This is a genomic window from Priestia sp. SIMBA_032, assembly GCF_046535215.1.
Classification (GTDB): Bacteria; Bacillota; Bacilli; order Bacillales; family Bacillaceae_H; genus Priestia; species Priestia aryabhattai.
On record NZ_JAWRXD010000753.1, the window covers coordinates 1 to 268 of the forward strand.

1 protein-coding gene is annotated in these 268 nt (G+C 70.1%); it reads right to left on the reverse strand.

From position 1 onward, the window contains the following. A partial coding sequence (locus SB717_RS36325) for a LysR substrate-binding domain-containing protein (protein ID WP_410907868.1) occupies nt 1-268 on the reverse strand: 268 nt, incomplete at both ends.

A 268-nucleotide genomic window follows, 5' to 3' on the forward strand; every position in this document is an offset into this window, starting at 1 on the left:
GTCCACCGGCAGTGGCGGCGCCTGGCGGGGACGGTCGAGTCCGTGGCGATCGAAGGCCTCACGGATCACGTTGTGCAACAGCACCTGGTCACGCGCCGACGGCAGCAGCAACGGGTACTTGCCGAGCTGTTCCAGTCCGACCTCGGCGGCTCCGGCCAATGGGTGCCGTTGCGACATCGCCACCACCAGGTCGTCGACCCACAGGTGTTCGATGGCCAGGCCCGGGCGCTCGAGGCCACCGCGGATCAGGGCCAGGTCGACGTCGCCG